At 72.7% G+C, this 458-nt stretch carries 1 protein-coding gene; it reads left to right on the plus strand.

The genetic code is table 11. The annotated features are described in order from the left end of the window. Nucleotides 1–458 (plus strand): hypothetical protein (locus ACLD7X_RS18875; RefSeq protein ID WP_425625521.1); only part of this gene is annotated, 458 nt, incomplete at both ends.

The following is a 458-nucleotide window of genomic DNA, read 5'->3' on the forward strand; positions in this document are numbered from 1 at the left end:
GCGCTGCCTGTGGGGGTGCCGGTGGCGCAGATGCCCGCGCAGCGGTTCGCGGGGTTGCTGATTGCGGCGGGCATCGTGGTGCCGGTGGTGCTGCGCGGGGTGGAGGTGGGGTTCCTGCCGGTGCTGGTGGCGGATTACCTGATGCTGCACATGGCGCTGTACGGCTTCGTGATCCTGGAGGCCACGCGGCGGCTGGGCGTCTGGCGCTGGCGGCGGCCCGACGGGGGGGACCTGCGGGTGGTGCTGGTGACGGCGGCCTTTGGCATCGCGGGGTTCGGCTATGCGCTGAACGAATTCGTGGCGAACTTCTGGCCCGCGGGGCCGCGCTGGCCGGTGGTGGCGGCGATGTGCCTGGGGGCGGTGCCGTTCCTGATGGCGGATGCGGTGCTGACCGATGGCGGGCGCACGCCGATCGCACGGCGGATCGTGGTGCGGTCGGTGGCGATCCTGTCGCTGGG

Source organism: Aphanothece microscopica RSMan92 (genome assembly GCF_046613545.2).
Taxonomy (GTDB): domain Bacteria; phylum Cyanobacteriota; class Cyanobacteriia; order PCC-6307; family Cyanobiaceae; genus NIES-981.